Raw genomic sequence first — 16,320 nt, 5'->3', positions numbered from 1 at the left:
TCGGCGCACGTCGGTTGTCAGTGCCGTTTGGTAAGAATGCAAGGGTGAGCAGCGAGAACGGGCCGGGGGACGGCGGGGCCGAAGGGGCCGCGGCGGCGGAGCAGCTCGCGCTCATCCGGGAGGGCGTGCGGCAGGGTAAGGCGAAGGCGCCGCGGGCCAAGCCGCGTACCTGGCGGGGGGCCGCGCTGGCCGGGCGGTTGCCGGTCGCGCGGGTGCTGGTCGACAAGGGTGTGCTGCATCTCGACCGGTACTTCGACTACGCCGTACCCGAGGAACTGGACGAGCAGGCCCAGCCCGGAGTACGGGTGCGGGTGCGGTTCGGCGCCGGGCGGGGCCGGGTGCGGGAAGGGCGGCGTGAGGGCGGCGGCCTCATCGACGGGTTCCTCGTCGAGCGGCGGGCCGAGTCCGACTACGCAGGGCCGCTGGCGGCACTGGCCCAGGTGGTGTCGCCCGAGCCCGTGCTGGACGAGGAACTGCTGGGGCTGGCCCGGGCCGTCGCCGACCGGTACGCCGGAAGCCTCGCGGACGTGCTTCAGCTGGCCGTGCCGCCGCGCAGCGCACGGGCCGAGCGGCGGCCGTCGCCCGAGCCCCTGCCGCCGCCCACGGCACCCGGCGCCGGGTCGTGGAGCCGGTACGAGCACGGGGCCGCCTTCCTGGAGGCGCTGGCCTCGGGAGGCTCGCCGCGAGCCGTGTGGAACGCCTTGCCCGGGCCCGGATGGAGCGAGGAGCTGGCGCGGGCCGTCGCCGCGACGCTCGCCTCGGGACGCGGCGCTCTCGTCGTCGTACCGGACGGCCGGGCCGCCACCCGGGTCGACGCCGCGCTGACCGCACTGCTCGGCGAGGGACGGCATGCTGTCCTCACCGCCGACGCCGGGCCCGAGAAGCGGTATGCGCAGTGGCTCGCCGTGCGGCGCGGGTCGGTGCGGGCCGTGGTCGGGACGCGGGCCGCCATGTTCGCACCGGTGCGCGACCTCGGGCTCGTCGCCGTATGGGACGACGGGGACGACAGCCACAGTGAGCAGCATGCCCCGCAGCCGCATGCCCGGGATGTGCTGATGCTGCGTGCCGCGCTGGACAAGTGCGGTTTTCTGTTGGGGAGTTGGGGCTGCACCGTGGAGGCGGCGCAACTCGTGGAGAGCGGCTGGGCCCGGCCCTTGGCCGCGGGCCGGGAAGAGGTGCGGCGGACCGCGCCCCTGGTGCGTACGGTCGGGGACGGCGACCTGGCGCGGGACGAGGCCGCCCGGGCGGCCCGGCTGCCGACGCTCGCCTGGCAGGTGGCCCGCGAGGGACTGCGGCACGGGCCGGTCCTGGTGCAGGTGCCACGGCGAGGCTATGTGCCGCGTATGGCCTGTGCGCAGTGCCGGGCGCCCGCACGCTGCCGGCACTGCTCCGGGCCGCTCGAGGCCCAGCAGTCCGGGGCGCTCGGCTGCGGCTGGTGCGGGCGTGACGAGGGCGCCTGGCACTGCCCGGAGTGCGGGGGCTTCCGGTTGCGCGCCCAGGTGGTGGGGGCCCGGCGGACCGCCGAGGAACTGGGCCGTGCCTTTCCCGCCGTACCTGTGCGGACCTCGGGCCGCGAGCATGTGCTGGACACGGTCCCGGACACACCCGCACTGGTGGTGAGCACGCCGGGAGCGGAACCGGTCGCCGAAGGCGGCTACGCGGCGGCCCTGCTGCTGGACGGCTGGACCATGCTCGGCCGGCCCGACCTGCGCGCCGGTGAGGACGCGCTGCGCCGCTGGATCGGGGCCTCGGCGCTGGTGCGACCGCAGGGCGAGGGCGGCACCGTGGTGGTCGTCGCCGAGCCGACGCTGCGGCCGGTGCAGGCGCTGGTGCGCTGGGACCCGGTCGGGCACGCGGTGCGGGAGCTGGCCGAGCGCGCCGAGCTCGGTTTCCCGCCCGTGTCGCGGATGGCGGCCGTGTCCGGGACGGCGCAGGCCGTGGCGGAGTTCCTCGGCGCGGTGGAGCTGCCGCCGGAAGCCGAGGTGCTGGGGCCCGTTCCGGTGCCGGCCACTCCCGCCGGGCGGCCCCGACGTCCCGGGGCGCCGCCTCCTGGGGAGCACTGGGAACGGGCGCTGGTCCGGGTGCCACCCGGTAGCGGGGCCGCGCTCGCGTCCGCCCTGAAGGCGGCCCAGGCCGCGCGGATGGCGCGGGGGAGTGGCCAGACACCGGTCCGGGTGCGGATCGACCCGCCGGACATCGGGTGAGCCGACAGGGTGGCCGGCGAACAGGAACGGGACCGGGTGCCCCTGGCGTCAGCCGTTGCGCGGGCCGGGGAAGGTCGTGGTCCGGGCGTCTTCGCGGAGTGTGGGACTGCCGGCGGTCGGCTGGGTCGGCATCGAGCGAGCCGCCGGGACCGTCGGCACCGGGGGGAGACCGCTGTTCACGCTGAGCGTCCGGGTGCCCGAGGTCTCCGTCGAGCGCTCGGCCTCCGCGGCCGCCTGCGCCGCGGCCCGGCGGGCGCCGTAACGGCGGTGGACCGCCTGCTTGGTGACCCCGAGGGCGGAGCCCACCGCGTCCCACGAGAAGCCGAGTGAGCGGTCGAAGTCCACGGCGGCCGTGACCAGCGTCTCGACGCTGTCCCGCAGTTCCTGGGCGAGACGGACCGTCGGGGCTGGGGCGCGTCCGTAGACGACGAAGCCCGTGGAGGGGCCGGAGCGCCGCGGGCGGTAGACGTTGCCCAGCTGGGCGGTGAGCGTGCGCAGTGCGTCCACCTGCCGGCGGACCCGCTCGATGTCCCGTACCAGCAGGTGCAGGCTGGCCCGGGCCTGGGCGTCGTGGGTGGCGTGGTCGGCCATGAACAAGCCTCTCGAACCGGCGTTGAAAGGAATTGGGACGCCAAAGCGGCCCGATGTGGTCAACTCTGTCTTGACCAACGCGTTTGCGCTCCGCTGGTAACGGGGTGGGGGCGTGTGGGCTCGGGAGTACGCCGTTCTCCCACCGCGCACCACCCGCCTCCAGCCGGCCCGGAGGCTCGGGTCTCCCGCGGGGGTCGCCCGCCGTCGGCGGCCGTCCGTTCGCGGGCGGTGATCACCGCATAGACTTGTGTGTTGCCCGTCGATCACCGCCCGAGAGGCCCGAAGCCACCCATGAAGCTCGTCTTCGCCGGTACCCCCGAGGTCGCCGTTCCCGCTCTCGACGCCCTTCTCGCCTCCGGGCGGCACGAGGTGGCCGCCGTGGTCACGCGGCCCGACGCCCCGGCCGGCCGGGGACGCAGGCTGGTCGCGTCCCCCGTGGCCGAACGCGCGACGGAGGCCGGGATCGAGGTGCTCAAGCCCGCCAAGCCGCGGGACCCGGAGTTCCTGGAGCGGCTGAGGGAGATCGCCCCGGACTGCTGTCCCGTGGTGGCCTACGGTGCCCTGCTGCCCAGGGTGGCCCTGGACATCCCCGTCCACGGCTGGGTCAACCTGCACTTCTCGCTGCTCCCGGCCTGGCGCGGAGCGGCCCCCGTGCAGCACGCCCTCATGGCGGGGGACGAGATCACGGGAGCCTCCACCTTCCTCATCGAGGAGGGGCTGGACTCGGGCCCGGTGTACGGGACGGTCACCGAGGAGATCCGGCCCACCGACACCAGCGGCGACCTGCTCACCCGGCTGGCGTTCGCGGGCGCCGGGCTGCTCGCCGCCACCATGGACGGCATCGAGGACGGCACGCTGAAGGCCGTACCGCAGCCCGCCGAGGGCGTCACCGTGGCCCCCAAGATCACCGTCGAGGACGCGCAGATCGACTGGTCGGCCCCCGCGCTCCGGGTGGACCGGGTCGTGCGCGGCTGCACCCCCGCGCCGGGCGTCTGGACCACCTTCCGCGGCGAGCGGCTGAAGCTCGTCCACGTCACGCCGGTGCCGGAGCGGACCGACCTCGCCCCCGGGCGCCTGGCCGTGGGCAAGAACAGCGTGCACGTCGGAACCGGTTCGTACGCCGTCGAGCTGCTGTGGGTGCAGGCCCAGGGCAAGAAGCCGATGCGTGCGGCGGACTGGGCCCGGGGCGTGCGGATCGCGGACGGGGAGACGCTGGGCGGCTGAGGCGCCCGCCCGTCCTCGCAGGTGCCGGCCGGACGTACCCTGGACCCCGCACCCCGTCCCACACCCGGAGCACCTTTTTCGTGAGCGACCAGCCCCGTCGGCCCCGTAAGCCCGCCAAACCCTACCGCCGGCCCCAGAAGGACCCCGTCCGCATCCTCGCCTTCGAGGCGTTGCGTGCCGTGGACGAACGCGACGCGTACGCCAACCTCGTGCTGCCGCCGCTGCTGAGGAAGGCGCGGGAGAAGGGCGACTTCGACACCCGGGACGCGGCACTGGCCACGGAGCTGGTGTACGGGACGCTGCGAAGGCAGGGGACGTACGACGCCGTCATCGCCGCTTGTGTCGACCGGCCGCTCAGGGAGGTCGACCCGCCCGTCCTCGACGTGCTCAGCCTCGGCGTGCACCAGTTGCTCGGGACGCGGATCCCCACGCACGCCGCCGTGTCCGCCTCCGTGGAGCTGGCCCGCGTCGTGCTCGGTGACGGGCGGGCGAAGTTCGTCAACGCGGTGCTGCGCAAGGTCGCGCAGGACGACCTCGACGGATGGCTGGCGAAGATCGCGCCGCCGTACGACGAGGATCCCGAGGACCACCTCGCCGTGGTGCACTCCCACCCCCGCTGGGTCGTGTCCGCGCTGTGGGACTCGCTCGGCGGTGGCCGCGCCGGGATCGAGGACCTGCTGGCGGCCGACAACGAGCGGCCCGAGGTCACCCTGGTCGCCCGGCCCGGGCGAGCCACGACCGGGGAACTGCTCCGTGAGGAGGCCGCCGTCCCCGGCCGCTGGTCGCCGTACGCCGTGCGGCTCACCGAGGGCGGGGAGCCGGGAGCCGTCGAGGCGGTGCGTGAGGGCCGGGCCGGAGTGCAGGACGAGGGCAGCCAGCTGGTCGCCCTCGCGCTGGCGAACGCGCCGCTGGACGGACCGGACGGGAAATGGCTCGACGGGTGTGCCGGGCCCGGCGGCAAGGCCGCGCTGCTGGCCGCCCTCGCCGCCGAACGCGGAGCGGTGCTGCTGGCCTCCGAGAAGCAGCCGCACCGCGCCGGGCTGGTGGCCAAGGCGCTGGCCGGCAACCCCGGTCCGTACCAGGTGATCGCCGCCGACGGGACCCGCCCGCCTTGGCGGCCCGGCAGCTTCGACCGCGTACTGGTGGACGTGCCGTGCACCGGTCTGGGCGCCCTGCGCCGACGGCCCGAGGCCCGGTGGCGGCGCCGCCCCGAGGACCTGGAGAACTTCGCGCCGCTGCAGCGCGCACTGCTGCGCGGCGCGCTGGACTCGGTGCGGGTCGGCGGCGTCGTCGGCTACGCCACCTGCTCGCCGCACCTCGCCGAGACCCGGGCCGTGGTCGAGGACGTGCTCAAGCAACGCCCGGCCACCGAACTCCTCGACGCCCGCCCTCTGCTGCCGGGTGTCCCGGCGCTCGGCGAGGGCCCCGACGTACAGCTGTGGCCTCATCTGCACGGCACCGACGCGATGTACCTGGCGCTGATCCGCCGGACCGGCTGACTGCCGTCCGCTGTTCCGCCCGTCCGCCGGAGCGGCCGCCTCGCGCGGCCGTGGCCGGTGGGCCGGGCGTGCGTCACGGTGCCGGGCTGGGACGCGTCGGCGCGGTCGACGGGTTGGTTCGCCGGGCCGGCCGGAAGGCGGCAGGCCGGTCACGGGCGGCGGGAGAGGGCGACGTGGGCGGCGTCCCCGGCACCGCCGCTCCCGCCTTCGCCGAGCGCGCCGTGCACGGGCCGTCCGCCGGAGCGGCCGGGCCGAGTGGGGCGGCCATCGCCGTGAGCCCTCGGCCGGGGGCCGGGCCCGTGACGGCCGTCCGTCGTGACCGTCGCAAGGCCGTGACCAGCAGCTTCGGGCGTGGGCCGGTGCGGGCCGGGAGGCCGGCGGGGCGCGTGGGGCGCGGGACGGGCGGCGGGGGAGTGTTCCAGGGCCGTACCGACGCGAACAACCGTGCAAGAACATGGCAGGCTTGGGGCATGGCCGTGCAGATCAACCCCAGCATCCTGTCCGCCGACTTCGCCCGCCTCGCGGACGAGGCCAAGGCGGTCCAGGGCGCCGACTGGCTCCACGTCGACGTCATGGACAACCATTTCGTCCCCAACCTCACGCTCGGCGTGCCGGTCGTGGAGTCCCTGGCCCGTGCGACGGACACGCCGCTGGACTGCCACCTCATGATCGAGGAAGCGGACCGCTGGGCGCCCCAGTACGTGGAGGCGGGCGCCTCGTCCGTCACCTTCCACGTCGAGGCGGCCGCCGCACCCGTGCGGCTGGCCCGCGAGATCCGGGCCAAGGGCGCCCGCGCCTCCATGGCGCTCAGGCCCGCGACGCCCATCGAGCCGTACGAGGACCTGCTCCCCGAGCTCGACATGCTGCTGATCATGACGGTCGAGCCGGGTTTCGGCGGTCAGGCGTTCCTGGACATCATGCTCCCCAAGATCCGCCGCACCCGCGAGCTGATCGCCAAGCACGGTCTGGAGCTGTGGTTGCAGGTCGACGGCGGCGTCTCGGCCTCGACGATCGAGCGGTGCGCGGACGCGGGAGCGGACGTCTTCGTCGCCGGTTCCGCCGTCTACGGGGCGAAGGACCCGGCAGAAGCGGTACGTGCACTACGCACCCAGGCCGAGGGGGCGACCGCCAGGGCTTCGTGGGCGTGCGACCACTAGACGGCCCTCGGGCCACAGCTATGTGAACGGCGCCCATCAGGGCAGATCAAGCGCGCCGAATCTGCAAGGATGAACGGCGAATCCAGAGTGTGAACAGCAGTGAGGAGATCGCCGTGTCGGGTATGTCGGCGGGCCGGTCAGCCATGCGGATGGGACCCGCTGAGCTGGTGCAGGCGGCGGCCATGGCCCGCCGCTTCTACCTCGAGGGGAAGTCCAAGATCCAGATCGCTGAGGAGTTCGGCGTCAGCCGCTTCAAGGTGGCCCGGGTACTTGAGACTGCCCTCGAAAGGGACCTCGTACGCATCGAGATCCGAGTCCCGGCCGAACTGGACGCCGAGCGCTCGGACGCGCTCCGCGCCCGCTACGGCCTCAGGCACGCCGTCGTGGTCGAGTCCCCGGCCGAGGCCGAGGAGACCCCCGACCCCGAGAACCTGGGGGAAGTCGCCGCCGACCTGCTCGGTGAGCTCGTGAACGAGGGAGACGTCCTGGGCCTGGCCTGGGGCCGTTCCACCATCCACATGGCGGCGGCCCTGGACCGGCTGCCACCCTGCACGGTGGTGCAGCTGACGGGCGTGTACGACGCCGGGACCGCCGAGCGCGGCTCGGTCGAGGCCGTCCGCCGTGCCGCCCAGGTCTCCGGCGGCGACGCCCACCCCATCTACGCGCCGATGCTGCTGCCGGACGCGGCCACCGCGGCGGCGCTGCGCCACCAGACGGGAATCGCCCGCGCCTTCGAGTACTTCGACAAGGTCACGGTCGCCTGCGTCTCCATCGGCTCCTGGGAGCCGGGCATCTCGACGGTCCACGACATGCTCAGGGACGAGGAGCGGGCGCACTACGCCTCGCTCGGCGTCGCCGCCGAGATGTCCGCGCACCTCTTCGACGCCGAGGGCCGCCGGGTCGGACGGGACCTGGGAGAGCGGTGCATCACGGTCAAGGCCGACCAGCTCCGCCGCATCCCCGAGGTGGTGGCGATCGCCGGAGGCCAGCGCAAGGCGGCGGCGATCGACGCGGTACTGCGCTCGGGGCTGGTCACCAGCCTGGTGACGGACACGTCCGCCGCGGACTACCTGATGACCGCCGGACCGACGCCGAAGCCCGCACTCAACCGTGCGGACCCGGACGGGCCCTGACATGACCGGGCGACCCGAGGAGTGGGAGAGACCGCCCAGGAGGTGTTCTCCCACGCCGTCGCCCCGACGCCTTCCAGGCCCGGGACGGCGGTCCTTGGAGGTTGCTCCGAGGCCCCGCTGACCAGCCTGGATGTTTCGTCGGGGCATGGCACGCGAGCCCTCATGGGAGAATGAAGTACGTGCTCTTTCCCCCTGGCTGACCTGTCCGGGGGGCCGCCTCCGATCGACTGGGATGTGCAGCACGTGCGATTCCTCAACGACATCCGGCCCGCGTACGACCTGACGTACGACGACGTGTTCATGGTGCCGCGCCGCTCCGCGGTGGGCTCACGTCAGGGCGTGGACCTCAGCGCCCCGGACGGCACGGGCACCACCATCCCGCTCGTCGTCGCCAACATGACCGCCATCGCCGGCCGCCGCATGGCCGAGACGGTCGCCCGGCGCGGCGGCCTGGTGGTCATCCCGCAGGACATCCCGATCGACGTCGTCACCGACGTCATCGCCTGGGTGAAGAGCCGCCACCTCGTCCTCGACACCCCCATCGTGCTGGCTCCGCACCAGACCGTCGCCGACGCGCTGTCCCTGCTGCCGAAGCGCGCGCACAACGCCGGTGTCGTCGTGGACGCGGAGCAGCGGCCGATCGGTGTCGTCACCGACCGGGACCTGACCGGTGTCGACCGTTTCACCCAGCTCGAAGTGGTCATGTCCAAGGACCTGCTGCTGCTCGACGCCGACATCGATCCGACCGAGGCCTTCAACCGGCTCGACGGGGCCAACCGCCGTTACGCTCCGGCCGTCGACAAGGACGGCAGGCTGGCCGGCATCCTCACCCGCAAGGGTGCCCTGCGCGCGACCCTGTACACCCCCGCTACCGACGCACGGGGCAGGCTGCGCGTCGCGGCCGCCGTCGGTATCAACGGTGACGTGGCGGGCAAGGCCGAGCAGCTGCTGGACGCGGGCGTGGACACACTCGTCATCGACACCGCGCACGGCCACCAGGAGTCGATGATCAACGCGATCAAGCTGGTCCGCGACCTCGGCCCGCGGGTGCCGATCGCGGCCGGCAACATCGTCGCCGCCGAGGGCGTGCGCGACCTCGTCGAGGCGGGCGCCGACATCGTCAAGGTCGGCGTGGGCCCCGGCGCCATGTGCACCACCCGCATGATGACCGGCGTGGGCAGGCCGCAGTTCTCCGCGGTCCTCGAATGCGCGGCCGAGGCGAGGAAGTACGGCAAGCACGTCTGGGCCGACGGCGGCGTCCGGCATCCGCGCGACGTGGCGATGGCCCTCGCGGCCGGTGCGTCCAACGTGATGATCGGCTCGTGGTTCGCGGGCACGTACGAGTCGCCCGGAGACCTGCAGCACGACGCCAACGGCCACCCCTACAAGGAGTCGTTCGGCATGGCCTCCGCCCGGGCGGTGCGCAACCGCACCTCCGAGGAGTCGGCGTACGACCGCGCCCGCAAGGCCCTGTTCGAGGAGGGGATCTCCACCTCCCGCATGTTCCTCGACCCGGCCCGGCCGGGTGTCGAGGACCTGATCGACTCGATCATCGCGGGCGTCCGCTCCTCCTGCACCTACGCCGGTGCCGCCTCCCTGGAGGAGTTCGCCGAGAAGGCCGTCGTCGGCATCCAGAGCGCCGCAGGCTACGCCGAGGGCAAGCCGCTGCACGCCAGCTGGAGCTGACGCGACAGCCCGCTCCCCACTCGCAACGCCCGTACCGTCCGAGAAGTGATCGACCCACTGTGCTGAACGAACTCGACGAACGCATCGTGCACGCCCTCGCCGAGGACGCCCGCCGCTCCTACGCGGACATCGGGCAGATGGTCGGCCTGTCCGCGCCCGCCGTGAAGCGGCGTGTGGACCGGCTGCGCGCCACCGGAGCCATCACCGGGTTCACCGTACGGGTGGACCCGGCGGCGCTGGGCTGGGAGACGGAGGGGATCATCGAGATCTACTGCCGGCGCAACACCTCGCCCGAGACCATCCGGCGGGGCCTCGAGCGGTACCAGGAGGTCGTCGCCGCCTCCACCGTCACCGGGGACGCCGACGCGGTCGCCCAGGTCTTCGCCTCCGACATGCGCCACTTCGAACGGGTGCTGGAGCGGATCGCCGGGGAGCCGTTCGTGGAGCGCACCAAGTCGGTGCTGGTGCTGTCACCACTGCTCAGACGCTTCTCGTCGGGATCGCCGACCTGAGCCGAGCACCCCGGCGTTCGCCCTGGCCGGGCGGAGCGCGCCGGCCGCGCCCGGCGGGGGATCGCCCGACGCGGCACGGCGCGCCACGCCCCCTTCGGGTGCGTGGCGGCTCCACGACCTCCGCTCCCGCCCAGCGGCCGGGGCGCCACCTTCCTCCCGCCGTCGCCCCCGCCGCCTCCGCACGGCCGTGCGGAGGCGGCGGGAAGGACGTCGCACAGCCGGGCGTCGAATCGAGGGAGGCGACCCCGACCGGGCCGCCGCAGGAAACCGTCGAGCGGCCGACGGAGTCGCAGTACCTCGGATCCGTGGCCGTTCGGACCCCTCGGCCGCTCCTGGACGCAACGAATCACCGCCGAACGGCAGGCTCACGCAACGAACCGCTCATCGGCGCGCAACGGGTTCTTCTTGTCCGGCCGAGCCCGGCGACCGTACCGTCTAAGTGACCCCCGAGACCCTTCCGCCCCGGTGAGGAACACGCATGCGCACCGCCCTGCTCCAGAGCTCCGGCCGCCCCGGCTCCACCGTCGAGAACCTCAAGGTCCTCGACGAGGCCGCGGGCCGTGCCGCCGCCGCGGGTGCCGTGCTGATCGCCGCACCGGAGATGTTCCTCACCGGGTACGCGATCGGTGACGCCGTCGGCCGCCTCGCCGAGCCGGCCGACGGGGCCTCCGCCGACACGATCGCCGAGATGGCCGCCCGGCACGGCCTGGCGATCGCCTACGGCTACCCGGAGCGGGACGGCGGGACCGTCTACAACTCCGCGCAGCTGATCTCCGCCGACGGCACCCGTCTCGCGAACTACCGCAAGACCCACCTCTTCGGCTGCGCCGAGCGCGACCACTTCACCCCGGGCGAGAAGTCCCTCGTCCAGGCCCGGCTGGGCGGCCTGACCGTCGGCATCATGATCTGCTACGACGTCGAGTTCCCGGAGAACGCGCGCGCCCACGCCCTGGCCGGCACCGACCTGCTGGTCGTACCGACGGCGAACATGCACCCGTTCCAGTTCGTCGCCGAGGCCATGGTGCCGGTGCGTGCCTGGGAGAACCAGATGTACGTCGCGTACGTCAACCGGGTCGGCCACGAGGGCGAGTTCGAGTTCTTCGGCCTCTCCGCCCTCGCCGGACCCGACGGCATCGCCCGCGCCCGTGCCGGCCGCGCCGAGGAACTGGTCGTCGCCGACGTCGATCCCGTCCTCCTCGCCGCCTCCCGTGAGGCGAACCCGTACCTGAAGGACCGCCGCCCCGGTCTGTACGGGTCCCTGGTCTGACCCACCGATCCCCCCGAGTCTTCTCTCGACTCTCGAGTCACCCCGCGCAAGGAGTCCCTACCCCATGACGTCCACGGTGCCCAACGCCGTCGAGCACGCCGACGAGCAGCAGCCGCCGATCACCATGTTCGGCCCGGACTTCCCCTACGCCTACGACGACTTCCTCGCCCACCCGGCGGGCCTCGGCCAGGTCCCCGCGACCGAGCACGGCACCGAGGTCGCGGTCATCGGCGGCGGCCTGTCCGGCATCGTGGCCGCCTACGAGCTGATGAAGATGGGCCTCAAGCCCGTCGTGTACGAGGCCGACCGGCTCGGCGGCCGGCTGCGGACGGTGGGCTTCGAGGGCTGCGACCCGTCGCTGACCGCCGAGATGGGCGCGATGCGCTTCCCGCCGTCCTCCACCGCCCTGCAGCACTACATCGACCTGGCGGGGCTCGAGACCCGGCCCTTCCCCAACCCGCTGGCCGAGGCGACCCCGTCGACCGTCGTCGACCTCAAGGGCGAGTCGCACTACGCGGAGACCATCGACGACCTGCCGCAGGTCTACCGCGACGTCGCCGAGGCCTGGAACAAGTGCCTCGAAGAGGGCGCCGACTTCTCCGACATGAACCGCGCCATACGCGAGCGGGACGTACCGCGCATCCGCGAGATCTGGGCGAGGCTCGTGGAGAAGCTCGACAACGAGACCTTCTACGGCTTCCTCTGCCACTCCGAGGCCTTCAAGTCCTTCCGGCACCGCGAGATCTTCGGCCAGGTCGGCTTCGGCACCGGCGGCTGGGACACCGACTTCCCCAACTCCATCCTGGAGATCCTGCGCGTCGTCTACACCGAGGCCGACGACCACCACCGGGGCATCGTCGGCGGCTCCCAGCAGCTGCCGCTCCGCCTGTGGGAGCGCGAGCCGGAGAAGATCGTCCACTGGCCGTACGGCACCTCGCTGAAGTCCCTGCACGTCGCCGGCGAGCCCCGCCCGGCCGTGACCCGGCTGCACCGCACCGCGGGCAACCGGATCACCGTGACGGACGCGAACGGCGACATCCGCACCTACAAGGCGGCGATCTTCACCGCCCAGTCCTGGATGCTGCTGTCCAAGATCGCCTGCGACGACTCGCTCTTCCCGATCGACCACTGGACGGCGATCGAGCGCACCCACTACATGGAGAGCTCGAAGCTGTTCGTCCCCGTCGACCGGCCGTTCTGGCTCGACAAGGCCGTCGACGACAAGGGAAACCCGACCGGCCGGGACGTCATGTCGATGACGCTCACCGACCGCATGACCCGCGGCACCTACCTCCTCGACGACGGCCCCGACAAGCCCGCCGTCATCTGCCTCTCGTACACGTGGTGCGACGACAGTCTGAAGTGGCTGCCGCTGTCCGCGAACGAGCGGATGGAGGTCATGCTGAAGTCGCTCGGCGAGATCTACCCGAACGTCGACATCAGGAAGCACATCATCGGCAGCCCGGTGACGGTCTCCTGGGAGAACGAGCCCTACTTCATGGGCGCCTTCAAGGCCAATCTGCCGGGTCACTACCGCTACCAGCGACGCCTGTTCACGCACTTCATGCAGGACCGGCTGCCCGAGGACAAGCGGGGCATCTTCCTGGCCGGCGACGACATCTCCTGGACGGCCGGCTGGGCCGAAGGGGCGGTCCAGACCGCGCTGAACGCGGTCTGGGGCGTCATGCACCACCTCGGCGGCGCCACCGACCCGGGCAACCCCGGGCCGGGTGACGTCTACGACGAGATCGCGCCGGTCGAGCTCCCGGAGGACTGAGCCCTTCGTGAGCCCGGGGGCTCACACCCCGGCCGCGCGCGCCTTCTCGTAGACCTCGGCGGCGACGTCCTTGAGCTCCTCGGCGTCCCGGGTGCCGTCCTGGAGGTCGACGAAGATCTCGTCGAGACCGACCTCGGCGTGCGCGGCCAGGTCCTCCACGATCTGGTCGACGCTGCCCTGGAAGGGCCGCCGGTCGGCGCCGGCGTGCCCCTGGGCCTGGTAGGCCGCGTTGGTGCGCAGCACCGTCTGGATCGGTTCGGTGCGCCCCCGTTCCGCGGCCAGCTCCTGCAGGTCGCGCCACTGCGCGGCCAGGGTGTCGGCACCCATGCCCACCGGCATCCAGCCGTCGGCGTGGTCGACGAGGCGGCGCTGCGCCTTCTTCGACATCGCGGCGAGCAGGATCGGGATCGGGCGGGCCGGCTTGGGGCCGACCACGGCGGACGCGATCTTGGTGACGCGTCCGTCGTAGACCACCGGATCGGGGCCCCACACCGCCCGGCACACCTCGAGCAGCTCGTCCAGGACCTGCCCGCGCTCTTCGAAGGGCCGTACCGAGGCGGCCGCGTACTCGTCGAGGGACCAGCCGGTGCCGAGGCCCGCCACCACGCGGCCGCCGCTCGCCGCGTCCAGGGTGGCGAGGGCCTTGGCGAGCTGGAACGGTACGTGCAGCGGGGCGACCAGCACGCTGGTGCCCAGTCGGGCCCTTTCGGTCGCCGCGGCGGCGAGGGTGAGGGTGACCAGCGGCTCGGCGACACCCCGGTAGCCGTCCGGCCAGGGGAGACCCTCGATGCCGTACAGGCCCTGCGTGGCGGGTTCGGGAACCAGGAGCCGCTCGTACACCCAGAGGCTCTCGTAACCGATCCGCTCGGCGGCGCGCGCCACGTCGGGCACGTCCCGTCCGAGGTCGTACTGCTTGTTCTGGGGAAGAGCGAGTCCGAGCCGCGTCGCCATGCCCTGTACTCCTTTGCAGAAGGTCGCTTGGTGTCGAACGTACAACGTTCACACAGGAGTTGAGGGGCCGAAGCACCGGCGTGGCCGGATCAGTCCGGTAGCGGTGTGAGCAGCATGCGGCCCGCGAAGCCGACGGCCGCGTCCAGGCGCTCGGCGAACTCCTCGGTCAGGTCCTCCAACCGGCGCAGCGCCCACAGGGCGCGCGCGGCCGACCAGGTGGCGTCCCGGGCGCGCTCCAAACTCCAGGAGCCCAGGAGATGGGTGAGCGGGTCGGCGATCTGGAGCAGGTCGGGACCGGGCATCAGGTCCTCGCGGATGCGCTCCTCCAACGACACGAGGAGCTCGCCCACACGGTCGAACTCGTCCTCGAGATCCTCCGGTCCGCAGCCGAGGGCATGGCAGGTGTCCACGACGGCCAGCGCCAGGTCGTGGCCGATGTGGGCGTTGATGCCGGCGAGGGCGAACTGCAGGGGCCTTACGCCGGGGTGGCGGCGGAACTGGAGCAGCGGTCGCCAGCAGGCGGGCGGCCGGCGGTCGTCGGCCACCGCGTCGACCGCGGCGAGATACCGCTCGGCGAACCGGACGTCCAGCGCCGTCGCGGCCCCCGGGTCGGGGAAGGCCCCGGTGCGCAGGCGCCGCTCCACCTCCTCGGTGACGGCCAGGTAGACGCGGTTGAACACCGCGACCCCGTCGCGCGCGGGCAGTGCGGCGTCGAGGCCGCGCATGCGGGAGACGACGGCCTCGACGGAGGGGGTGCGGTGTTTCAACTGCGCCATGGGGGAAGCGTCCCAGCCGCGGGGCCGCGGGCGGGCCGACGGGCCCGGACTTCCCCGGAACGGGGGAACGCGGAGGTGCCGCGGGGGAGGGTGAAGGCCTCCTGGCGTGCGTCGCGGGCCGGGCGCCCGGTTCGTCGCCGCCGGTCACGCCTCCGGTTCGGAGCGGGCCGCCTTCTCGTCGTAGGACGAGGTGCCCTCGTCCAGCAGCGGCTCCTGTCCTTTGAGATGGGCGGGGGCGAGGGCGCGCAGGGCGTGGTAGCCGGTGACGGTGACCAGCGTGCCGAGGGCGATGCCGCTGAGCGAGAAGGTGTCGCTGAACTTCATCGTCACGTTGCCGACACCGATGACGATGCCCGCGGCCGCGGGGACCAGGTTGAGCGGGTTGCGCAGGTCGACCCCGGCGTTGAGCCAGATCTGGGCGCCGAGCAGGCCGATCATGCCGTACAGGATGACGGTGATGCCGCCGAGCACCCCGCCCGGGACGGCGGCGACGACCGCGCCGAACTTCGGGCAGACGCCGAAGAACAGGGCGAAACCCGCCGCCGCCCAGTACGCGGCCGTCGAGTACACCCGGGTCGCGGCCATCACGCCGATGTTCTCGGAGTACGTGGTGTTGGGCGGTCCGCCGACGGCGGTGGACAGCATCGACGCGACACCGTCGGCCGAGATCGCCGTGCCCAGCTCGTCGTCCAGCGGGTCGCCCGTCATCTCACCGACGGCTTTGACGTGCCCGGCGTTCTCCGCGACGAGCGCGATGACCACCGGCAGGGCGACGAGGATCGCCGACCACTGGAAGGAGGGGCCGTGCAGGGACGGCAACCCGATCCAGTCGGCCTTGCCGACACCCGAGAGGTCGAGCCGCCAGTGGTCGGTGACCTTGTCGCTCGCGTCCACCGAGTGGATCATGCCGAAGATCCGGTCACAGGCCCAGGAGAGGCCGTAGCCGAAGACCAGGCCCAGGAAGATCGCGATCCGGGACCAGAAACCACGCAGGCAGACCACGGCCAGCCCGGTGAACGACATCACGAGCAGGGCCGTCCACTGGTCCTGCGGCCAGTAGGTGGAGGCGGTCACCGGGGCGAGGTTGAAGCCGATCAGCATCACGACCGCGCCGGTGACGATCGGCGGCATCGTGGCGTGGATGATCCGCGCCCCGAAACGCCGCACCGCCAGGCCGGCCAGGAACAGCACCGCGCCGACGACGAAGACCGCGCCGGTCACGGTCGCGCTCGTGCCGCCCTGTGCCCGGATGACCGCGGCCACCCCCACGAAGGACAGTGAGCAGCCCAGGTAACTCGGCACCCGCCCGCGCGTGGCCAGCAGGAAGACCACGGTCGCGACGCCCGACATCATGATTGCCAGATTGGGGTCGAGGCCCATGAGGACCGGGGCGACGAACGACGCCCCGAACATCGCGACCACGTGCTGGGCGCCGAGGCCCACCGTCCTTGGCCAGGACAGCCGTTCGTCGGGGCGTACCACCGCTCCGGGCGCGGGCGTACGCCCGTCACCGTGCAGTTTCCAGCGCACGCCGAGATCCATG

At 72.9% G+C, this 16,320-nt stretch carries 13 protein-coding genes; 9 read left to right on the top strand and 4 right to left on the bottom strand.

What is annotated here, in order from left to right; all coding sequences use genetic code 11:
- The first annotated feature begins 44 nt into the window (after positions 1–44).
- Positions 45–2,204, top strand: coding sequence for a primosomal protein N' (locus tag ACWC21_RS07065; protein WP_450878950.1), 2,160 nt, complete (start codon positions 45–47; stop codon positions 2,202–2,204).
- Between the two features lie 48 nt (positions 2,205–2,252).
- Here ACWC21_RS07065 and ACWC21_RS07060 read toward each other — a convergent pair whose 3' ends face one another.
- A complete protein-coding gene (locus tag ACWC21_RS07060) occupies positions 2,253–2,795 on the bottom strand; it encodes a hypothetical protein (RefSeq protein WP_450878948.1) in 543 nt (180 codons plus the stop codon).
- Between the two features lie 291 nt (positions 2,796–3,086).
- On the opposite strand from ACWC21_RS07060, the gene fmt reads away from it, so the two are divergent.
- The 8 genes from fmt to ACWC21_RS07020 all read left to right on the top strand — a co-directional run bounded on the left by fmt (position 3,087) and on the right by ACWC21_RS07020 (position 13,050).
- A complete protein-coding gene (fmt, locus tag ACWC21_RS07055) occupies positions 3,087–4,019 on the top strand; it encodes a methionyl-tRNA formyltransferase (protein ID WP_450878946.1) in 933 nt (310 codons plus the stop codon).
- Positions 4,020–4,099: 80 nt separating this feature from the next.
- Positions 4,100–5,518 carry an RsmB/NOP family class I SAM-dependent RNA methyltransferase gene (locus ACWC21_RS07050; RefSeq protein WP_450878944.1) on the top strand — a complete coding sequence of 473 codons (1,419 nt, stop codon included), beginning with the start codon at positions 4,100–4,102 and terminating at the stop codon, positions 5,516–5,518.
- A 470-nt stretch (positions 5,519–5,988) separates the two neighbouring features.
- The gene (gene rpe, locus ACWC21_RS07045) at positions 5,989–6,675 is read left to right on the top strand and encodes a ribulose-phosphate 3-epimerase (protein WP_450878942.1); all 687 of its coding nucleotides are present in this window, start codon (positions 5,989–5,991) and stop codon (positions 6,673–6,675) included.
- A gap of 89 nt (positions 6,676–6,764) precedes the next feature.
- Positions 6,765–7,808 (top strand): sugar-binding transcriptional regulator, encoded by a 1,044-nt coding sequence (locus ACWC21_RS07040; RefSeq protein WP_450878940.1) that lies wholly within the window; start codon positions 6,765–6,767, stop codon positions 7,806–7,808.
- A gap of 243 nt (positions 7,809–8,051) precedes the next feature.
- A complete protein-coding gene (locus ACWC21_RS07035; protein ID WP_450879341.1) occupies positions 8,052–9,494 on the top strand; it encodes a GuaB1 family IMP dehydrogenase-related protein in 1,443 nt (480 codons plus the stop codon).
- Positions 9,495–9,553: 59 nt separating this feature from the next.
- Positions 9,554–10,006, top strand: a complete 453-nt coding sequence (locus ACWC21_RS07030; RefSeq protein ID WP_450878938.1) for an Lrp/AsnC family transcriptional regulator — start codon at positions 9,554–9,556, stop codon at positions 10,004–10,006.
- Positions 10,007–10,484: 478 nt separating this feature from the next.
- Complete coding sequence (locus ACWC21_RS07025; protein WP_450878936.1) at positions 10,485–11,273, top strand: carbon-nitrogen hydrolase family protein; 789 nt, start codon at positions 10,485–10,487, stop codon at positions 11,271–11,273.
- Positions 11,274–11,337: 64 nt separating this feature from the next.
- Positions 11,338–13,050 (top strand): flavin monoamine oxidase family protein, encoded by a 1,713-nt coding sequence (locus ACWC21_RS07020; RefSeq protein WP_450878934.1) that lies wholly within the window; start codon positions 11,338–11,340, stop codon positions 13,048–13,050.
- 21 nt (positions 13,051–13,071) lie between these two features.
- On the opposite strand, the gene ACWC21_RS07015 is transcribed toward ACWC21_RS07020, so the two are convergent.
- The 3 genes from ACWC21_RS07015 to ACWC21_RS07005 all read right to left on the bottom strand — a co-directional run bounded on the left by ACWC21_RS07015 (position 13,072) and on the right by ACWC21_RS07005 (position 16,319).
- Positions 13,072–14,001 carry an LLM class F420-dependent oxidoreductase gene (locus ACWC21_RS07015; protein ID WP_450878932.1) on the bottom strand — a complete coding sequence of 310 codons (930 nt, stop codon included), beginning with the start codon at positions 13,999–14,001 and terminating at the stop codon, positions 13,072–13,074.
- A gap of 89 nt (positions 14,002–14,090) precedes the next feature.
- Positions 14,091–14,777: a DUF5995 family protein gene (locus ACWC21_RS07010; protein WP_450878930.1), complete on the bottom strand. Its 687-nt coding sequence runs from the start codon at positions 14,775–14,777 to the stop codon at positions 14,091–14,093.
- A 144-nt stretch (positions 14,778–14,921) separates the two neighbouring features.
- Positions 14,922–16,319 (bottom strand): uracil-xanthine permease family protein, encoded by a 1,398-nt coding sequence (locus ACWC21_RS07005; protein ID WP_450878928.1) that lies wholly within the window; start codon positions 16,317–16,319, stop codon positions 14,922–14,924.
- Position 16,320: the final 1 nt, after the last annotated feature.

Source organism: Streptomyces sp. NPDC001348 (genome assembly GCF_053597535.1).
The sequence above is the reverse complement of the archived record's forward strand: the minus strand, read 5'-3'. Positions and strand labels throughout refer to the sequence as shown.

Excerpts from the sequence above, each read along its gene's own strand:
- ACWC21_RS07020 (WP_450878934.1), top strand. The coding sequence starts at position 11,338 with ATGACGTCCACGGTGCCCAACGCCGTCGAGCACGCCGACGAGCAGCAG.
- ACWC21_RS07025 (WP_450878936.1), top strand. The coding sequence starts at position 10,485 with ATGCGCACCGCCCTGCTCCAGAGCTCCGGCCGCCCCGGCTCCACCGTC.
- ACWC21_RS07005 (WP_450878928.1), bottom strand. The coding sequence starts at position 16,319 with ATGGATCTCGGCGTGCGCTGGAAACTGCACGGTGACGGGCGTACGCCC.
- rpe (WP_450878942.1), top strand. The coding sequence starts at position 5,989 with ATGGCCGTGCAGATCAACCCCAGCATCCTGTCCGCCGACTTCGCCCGC.
- ACWC21_RS07015 (WP_450878932.1), bottom strand. The coding sequence starts at position 14,001 with ATGGCGACGCGGCTCGGACTCGCTCTTCCCCAGAACAAGCAGTACGAC.
- ACWC21_RS07010 (WP_450878930.1), bottom strand. The coding sequence starts at position 14,777 with ATGGCGCAGTTGAAACACCGCACCCCCTCCGTCGAGGCCGTCGTCTCC.
- fmt (WP_450878946.1), top strand. The coding sequence starts at position 3,087 with ATGAAGCTCGTCTTCGCCGGTACCCCCGAGGTCGCCGTTCCCGCTCTC.
- ACWC21_RS07060 (WP_450878948.1), bottom strand. The coding sequence starts at position 2,795 with ATGGCCGACCACGCCACCCACGACGCCCAGGCCCGGGCCAGCCTGCAC.